The following is a 7,697-nucleotide window of genomic DNA, read 5'->3' on the forward strand; positions in this document are numbered from 1 at the left end:
TGAAAAACAGTATTTCATGAAGCTCGGGGCTGTCTAGGAAACCCGGGGCGATTCAATCCATCGTGCGCCGGTTTCCGTACTGACGCCCCGCTTGAGTACGACCTTCACGCCGGAAAAGATCTGCATCAATTGCGCAGGGGCCAACTTGAAACGACGCGCTGCGGCACCCATCACTGCAGGACGCTCGAAACCGGTCAGTAGATTGCCCCAGAAAACCACTGCATAAGTCAGCATGGCTGCAGGCGGCGGCGAAACATCCAGCGGCACCAGGGCCGCGTCCATACCCATACGCCGAAGCTCGGCAATGTAACGCTCACAGGCACCTTCGCTGACGGCCTTCTTGAGCACCACGCGTTCACCGGAGAACAGGCGAAGCACCTGATCCTCACGCAAACGTACGGCGACCTCCATGCGCACGATCTCGGGATTAAACCCTTCAAGGAGTTTCCCGTGATACTCAATGCGATACATCATCCCAACCCCCTCATTTGTTTTCAGGGTGTGTAACCCTTTTCTTTATGGGGTGGGATTATGCCTACGCAAACCTATTCATCGCCAGTCAACACGGGTAAATCGACAAACGCGACCTTGCGACAGAGCAAACCCTGTTCGCATCGAACCCGATCCAAAAAAACGGGCTGGCGGCAGCCCCCGCTGACGCCAGCCCTGTCCGTACGCCTGTAGCCTGCCTGACGGTCGCCACAGTACGATCGAACTCTCTGTTCAGCGTGGCAACACGCTATCTCCCATCAGGAAGGCATCGACCTCACGCGCCGCCTGCCGACCTTCACGAATCGCCCATACGACCAGCGACTGACCACGGCGGGTATCCCCCGCAGCGAAGACCTTGGACACATTGGTCGCATAGCAGCCTGTACCGTCGGTCGTGGCCTTGGCATTGCCACGCCCATCCTTCTCGACACCAAAGCCTTCGAGCAGACCCGCGACGGGGTTCGTAAACCCCATAGCCAGGAACACCGCCTCGGCAGGAATTTCGCGCTCGGACCCCGGCACCTCGGACATCTTCATCTGGCCGATCTTCTCGTCACGCTTCCACTCGACCTGCGCGATCACCATGGACTTGAGCTTGCCATTCTCGCCCTTGAACTCCTTGGTGGTCACCCCCCATTCGCGCTGACAGCCTTCATCATGCGAAGACGAAGTACGCAACTTGTTTGGCCAGTACGGCCAGGTCAGCGGCTTGTTTTCCTGGACCGGGGGTTTGGGCATCAATTCGATCTGCAGGATGCTCGCTGCCTCTTGACGACTCGAAGTCCCCACGCAGTCTGAGCCTGTGTCACCGCCGCCGATCACCACCACATTCTTGCCCGCGACCTTGATCTGTTCCTTCAGTTTGTCGCCGGCATTGGCCTTGTTCTGCGGAATCAGAAATTCCAGTGCGAAATGCACGCCTTCCAGCTCGCGCCCGGGCACCGGCAGATCACGCGGCACTTCGGAGCCCGCCGTGATCAGCACAGCGTCGAACTCCTTGAGCAGCTTCTTCGGCGAGACCTTTTCCTTGGCATCTGTATTGATGCCTTTGGGAAGATCCGCATCGCCCACATAAACCGAAGTCTTGAAGACCACACCTTCAGCTTCCAGCTGTTTGGCGCGGCGGTCGATGATGGCCTTGTCGAGCTTGAAGTCGGGAATCCCGTAGCGCAACAGACCACCAATGCGGGAGCTCTTCTCGAATACCGTCACATCGTGGCCGACACGCGCCAGTTGTTGCGCTGCGGCCAGCCCGGCCGGACCGGACCCGACGATGGCGACCTTCTTGCCGGTCTTGATCGGTGCCGGCTGCGGCTGAACCCAATCGTGCTCCCAAGCCTTGTCGATGATCGCATGCTCGATGGACTTGATGCCCACGGGTGCGGCATTGATCCCTAGCGTGCAGGCGGCTTCACAGGGTGCCGGACAGATACGGCCGGTGAACTCCGGGAAGTTGTTGGTGGAATGCAGCACACCGATGGCCTGCTCCCAGTTGCCCTTGTAAACCAGATCATTCCAGTCAGGAATGATGTTGTTGACGGGGCAACCGTTGTTGCAGAACGGAATGCCACAATCCATGCAGCGAGCGCCCTGAACCTTGGCCTGGTCGTCGCTCAGCGCGAGTACGAATTCCTTGTAATGCCTCTTGCGAGCTTCGGGCGCTTCATAGCCTTCGTCCTGACGCTCAAACTCGAGAAAACCGGTAACTTTTCCCATTTTTCAGATCCTTCCCAATTCTCAGGCGGTGGCCGCTTCGGACTGGGCGCGCGCAGCGGCAGCCAGTTCCTTGAGGGCGCGACGGTATTCCTTCGGCATTACCTTGACGAAGGCCTTGCGGGACTCTTCCCAGCGCTCCAGCAAGGTGCGCGCACGCACGCTGCCGGTGTACTTGAAGTGGTTCTCCACCATGCGCTTGAGGATTGCCTCGTCGGTCTCGCCCGCATTGCCCCGCCGTACGGCGTGCCAGATGTCGCGATCGACCTTTTCGGTCTGCTCGGCAGTCGGCAGCACAGCTTCGAGATCAACCATCGCGGTATTGCACTTCTTGGCGAACAGCCCCGTCGGGTCATAGACATAGGCCACGCCACCGGACATGCCAGCCGCGAAGTTGCGGCCGGTCTCACCCAGCACCACCACCGTGCCACCCGTCATGTATTCGCAGCCATGGTCACCCACGCCCTCGACAACCGCTGCGGCACCGGAATTACGCACGCAGAAACGCTCGCCTCCCACACCGTTGAAGTAGGCTTCACCGGCGATGGCACCGAACAGCACGGTATTGCCGGCGATGATGTGCTCAGGACCGAAGCCACGGAAATCATTGGCGCAACGCACGATCACACGGCCACCGGAGAGGCCCTTGCCAACGTAGTCATTGCCCTCACCCACCAGATCCAGCGTGACGCCATGGGCCAAGAAGGCGCCAAAGCTCTGGCCGGCAGTACCGGTCAGCTGCACGTGGATGGTGTCATCGGGCAGTCCTTCGAAACCGTATTTCTTCGCCACTTCGCCGGAGAGCATGGCCCCCACCGAACGGTTGACGTTGCGCACCGGCTGGATGAAGGAGACACGCTCACCACGCTCGATGGCGGCCTGCGCCTTCTCGATGAGCTTGTGATCCAGAGCCTTCTCCAGGCCATGATCCTGACTGGCGACGACCCGGCGCGGCGAATCCACCTCGGGCACGTGGAAGATCTTGGCGAAGTCCAAACCCTGGGCCTTCCAATGGGCGATTGCAGCCTTCTTGTCGAGCAGATCGGCGCGACCGATCAACTCTTCGAAGGTACGGATGCCCAGTTGCGCCATGATTTCGCGCACTTCCTCGGCGACAAAGAAGAAATAGCGCACCACGTGTTCGGGCTGGCCAGAGAAGCGTTGGCGCAGCACCGGATCCTGCGTGGCAACGCCGACCGGGCAGGTGTTGAGGTGGCACTTGCGCATCATGATGCAGCCTTCAACCACCAGCGGCGCGGTGGCGAAACCCATCTCGTCAGCCCCCAGCAGTGCCGCGATGACAACGTCGCGCCCTGTCTTCATCTGACCATCGGCCTGGACGACGATGCGGTCGCGCAGGCCGTTGATCATCAACGTCTGCTGCGTTTCGGCCAACCCCAGCTCCCATGGCGAGCCTGCGTACTTGATCGACGACAACGGCGACGCGCCGGTACCGCCGTCATGGCCGGCGATCACCACATGGTCAGCCTTGCACTTGGCAACACCCGCGGCCACCGTGCCCACACCTACTTCGGACACCAGCTTGACCGAAATGCCGGCCACCGGATTGACGTTCTTCAGATCGTGGATCAGCTGCGCCAGATCCTCGATGGAGTAGATGTCATGGTGTGGCGGCGGCGAGATCAGACCCACGCCGGGTACCGAATAGCGCAGCTTGCCGATGTATTCGGACACTTTGCCACCAGGCAGCTGGCCGCCCTCACCGGGCTTGGCGCCCTGCGCCATCTTGATCTGGATCTGATCGGCCGAAGTCAGGTACTCAGCGGTCACGCCGAAACGGCCCGAGGCCACCTGCTTGATCTTGGACCGCAGCGAGTCACCTTCCTGCAGCACCACATCGCGCTCGATACGGTCCTTGCCGATGATGTCGGCCAGGGTCTCACCCTTCTTGATGAAGACACCGCGCATCTCGTTGCGGTAGCGCTTCTCGTCTTCGCCGCCCTCACCGGTGTTCGACTTGCCGCCGATACGGTTCATGGCGATGGCCAGCGTGGAGTGCGCCTCGGTGGAGATCGAGCCGAGCGACATCGCGCCAGTGGCGAAACGCTTGACGATATCCTTCACAGACTCGACCTCTTCCAGCGGAATCGCCTTGCTCGGATCGATCTTGAACTCGAACAGACCGCGCAGCGTCATGTGGCGCTTGCTCTGGTCATTGATGATCTGCGCGTATTCCTTGTAGGTCTGGAAGGAGTCCGTACGCGTGGAATGCTGCAGCTTGGCGATGGCGTCCGGCGTCCACATGTGCTCCTCGCCACGGATGCGGAAGGCGTATTCGCCACCTGCATCCAATTGATCGGCAAGCACCGGCGCCTTGCCGAACGCGTCGGAATGCAGACGCAAGGCCTCTTCGGCAACCTCGAACAGACCAATACCTTCGACATTCGACGGCGTGCCAGCGAAATACTTCTCGACCAGTTCCTTGTTCAGGCCGATGGCTTCGAAGATCTGCGCGCCACAGTAGGACATGTAAGTCGAGATGCCCATCTTGGACATCACCTTGCACAAGCCCTTGTTGACCGCCTTGATGAAGTTGTAGATGGCCTTGTCGCCATCAATGTCGGCCATGCCCAGGGCGATCTCGCGCAAGGTTTCCATCGCCAGGTACGGGTGCACCGCCTCGGCGCCGTAACCCGCCAGCAGGGCGAAGTGATGCACCTCACGTGCGGAGCCGGTTTCCACCACGAGGCCGGTCGCCGTACGCAGACCACGCTTGACCAGATGCTGGTGGATCGCGGACGTGGCCAGCAACGCCGGAATCGCTACATGGCTCGCGTCGATCTTGCGATCGGACACGATCAGGATGTTGTACCCCGAACGCACTGCATCCTCGGCCTTGGCACACAGCGACGCTAGACGCGCCTCGATGCCATCCTTGCCCCACACCGCCGGGTAGCAGATGTTCAGCTCGAAGGACTTGAACTTGTTGTCGGTGAAAGCTTCGATATGACGGATCTTCGCCATGTCCTTGAAGTCCAGCACGGGCTGAGACACCTCAAGCCGCATCGGCGGATTGATGTTGTTCAGATCAAGCAGGTTGGGCTTCGGACCGATGAAGGACACCGTCGACATCACCAGCGCCTCGCGGATCGGATCGATCGGAGGATTCGTCACCTGCGCGAAGAGCTGGCGGAAGTAGTGATAGAGCGTCTTGTTCTTGTTGGACATCACCGCCAGCGGCGAGTCATTGCCCATGGAGCCGATCGCTTCTTCACCCGTCTTTGCCATCGGCGTCATCAGGAACTTGACGTCTTCCTGGGTGTAACCGAAAGCCTGCTGACGATCCAGCAGAGAAGCGCCTGATTCCAGCGTGGGCTCAGGGCCATCGACTTCATCCAGCTTGATCTGGATGCGACTGATCCACTCGCGGTAGGGCTTGGCGTTGGCCAGAGCGTCCTTGAGTTCCTTGTCGTCGATGATGCGGCCGGCTTCCATGTCGATCAGGAACATCTTGCCCGGCTGCAGACGCCACTTCTTGACGATCTTGCTCTCGGGCACGGGCAACACACCGGCTTCGGAGGCCATGATCACGATATCGTCATCAGTCACGATATAGCGGGCCGGACGCAGACCATTGCGGTCCAGCGTGGCGCCGATCTGGCGGCCGTCGGTGAAAGCGATGGCCGCCGGACCATCCCAAGGCTCCATCATCGCAGCGTGATACTCGTAGAAGGCGCGACGGTTTTCGTCCATCAGCTCGTGCTGCTCCCAGGCTTCCGGGATCATCATCATCGCAGCCTGTGCCAACGGATAGCCGGCCATCACCAGCAGTTCGATACAGTTGTCGAACGTGGCGGTGTCGGATTGCCCCTCGTAGACCACCGGGAACAACTTCGCCAGATCGTCGCCCAGTACGGCGGATTTCATCACCCCTTCGCGGGCACGCAACCAGTTGAAGTTGCCCTTGACGGTATTGATCTCCCCGTTGTGCGCCACCATGCGATATGGGTGGGCCAACGGCCATTCCGGGAAGGTATTGGTGGAAAAGCGCTGGTGCACCAGCGAGAGCGCAGAGACGCAACGCGGATCGGTCAGGTCCTTGTAATACTCGCCGACCTGGTTGGCGAGCAGCAGCCCCTTGTAGATCACGGTGCGTGCCGACATCGACGGCACGTAGTATTCCTTGCCGTACTTCAATCCCAATTGCTGGATGGCATGACTGGCCATCTTGCGGATGACATAGAGCTTGCGCTCCAGCGCTTCGGTCACCATCACGTCCGGACCGCGACCGACGAAGATCTGGCGGATTACAGGCTCCTTGGCACGTACCCGTGGCGACATCGGCATCTCGTGATCAACAGGCACATCACGCCAGCCCAGCAGCACCTGCCCCTCGGCACGCACTGCCCGTTCCAGTTCTTGCTCGCAGGCCAGGCGGGAAGCCTCTTCCTTCGGCAGGAATACCATGCCCACGCCATACTCGCCCGCCGGAGGCAGCTTGACGCCCTGCACCGCCATCTCGTCGCGATAAAGCTGATCCGGAATCTGGATCAGGATGCCGGCGCCATCGCCCATCAGCGGATCGGCCCCGACTGCACCGCGGTGATCGATGTTCTCGAGGATCTTCAGGCCGCCCTGAATGATGTCGTGACTCTTGTGTCCCTTGATATGGGCCACAAAGCCGACACCACAGGCATCGTGTTCGTTGGCTGGGTCGTAAAGTCCCTGGCGCTCTTGCATGCTCGGTCTCCGGAAGTCACTAACCACAAGCCCTGCGCAAGGACGCACGACCCACAGTTATCAAAGCAAAGGTGCTGAACTATAGGCTTCACGCAGATCAGGCTCAAGCCTAAACAAATGGGGTCGGAATGAAAAATAAGACAGGCACACAAACAGTGCATTTAAAATAAGGGACAGATTGAAAATGGCGCAAAAAGAAGTCTTCAGGACATCGTCGCCCTCAGGCTGAAACACGGAGGATGAATGCGTGGCGAACGCCAGCATCAGAAGGTGGAGATCGGGGCCTCGTCGCCGATACTCACAAGATCACTTTGGAGCTTGCGGCAATACAAGCCGCATCACACAACCCCCTGCCGCGGAACAGTACACAGAAAGCTGCCCCGCCATGGCGCTGGACAAACGATGTGCAAGCACCAGCCCCAGGCCACGATCCGTCAGATTCTGTCCATATGCAGTCCCCGGCGTGAACAGATCGGCACGCTGCGCCTGAGGAATCCCTGGACGGGAATCCCAGACCTCGATCACGACATGCCCGCCTCGCGCACGGCAGCCCAGCAACACGCCTCCGGAAGGCGTGACCTCCACAGCATGCGAAAGCAGGCAGCCCAGCGCTCGGGATAACATGCTCTCATCTGCAATCACTCGAAGCCGCGTATTGACATGCCGCAGATGCAGGTCGTGCTCATGAGCGTCGTCCAAAGTCTGGGAGACCACATGTGTGAAAACCGATTGCAGCGCTAGGGCGTGTTCACAGTAGCCAGATATAGGCGCATGCGAGATGCAAGAAGGTA

4 protein-coding genes are annotated in these 7,697 nt (G+C 59.8%); all 4 read right to left on the minus strand.

What is annotated here, in order from left to right:
* Positions 1-33: 33 nt before the first annotated feature.
* The gene (locus tag BGI27_RS17150; RefSeq protein WP_095526004.1) at positions 34-474 is read right to left on the minus strand and encodes a hypothetical protein; all 441 of its coding nucleotides are present in this window, start codon (positions 472-474) and stop codon (positions 34-36) included.
* 249 nt (positions 475-723) lie between these two features.
* Entirely contained in the window at positions 724-2,208 is a 1,485-nt protein-coding gene (locus tag BGI27_RS17155; RefSeq protein ID WP_095526005.1) for a glutamate synthase subunit beta, read from the minus strand.
* Positions 2,209-2,229: 21 nt separating this feature from the next.
* On the minus strand, positions 2,230-6,906 hold the full coding sequence (locus tag BGI27_RS17160) for a glutamate synthase-related protein (RefSeq protein WP_095526006.1): 4,677 nt from the start codon (positions 6,904-6,906) through the stop codon (positions 2,230-2,232).
* 306 nt (positions 6,907-7,212) lie between these two features.
* Entirely contained in the window at positions 7,213-7,530 is a 318-nt protein-coding gene (locus BGI27_RS17165) for a sensor histidine kinase (protein ID WP_170943099.1), read from the minus strand.
* Positions 7,531-7,697: the final 167 nt, after the last annotated feature.

Source organism: Candidatus Dactylopiibacterium carminicum (genome assembly GCF_014736495.1).
Taxonomy (GTDB): Bacteria; Pseudomonadota; Gammaproteobacteria; order Burkholderiales; family Rhodocyclaceae; genus Uliginosibacterium; species Uliginosibacterium carminicum.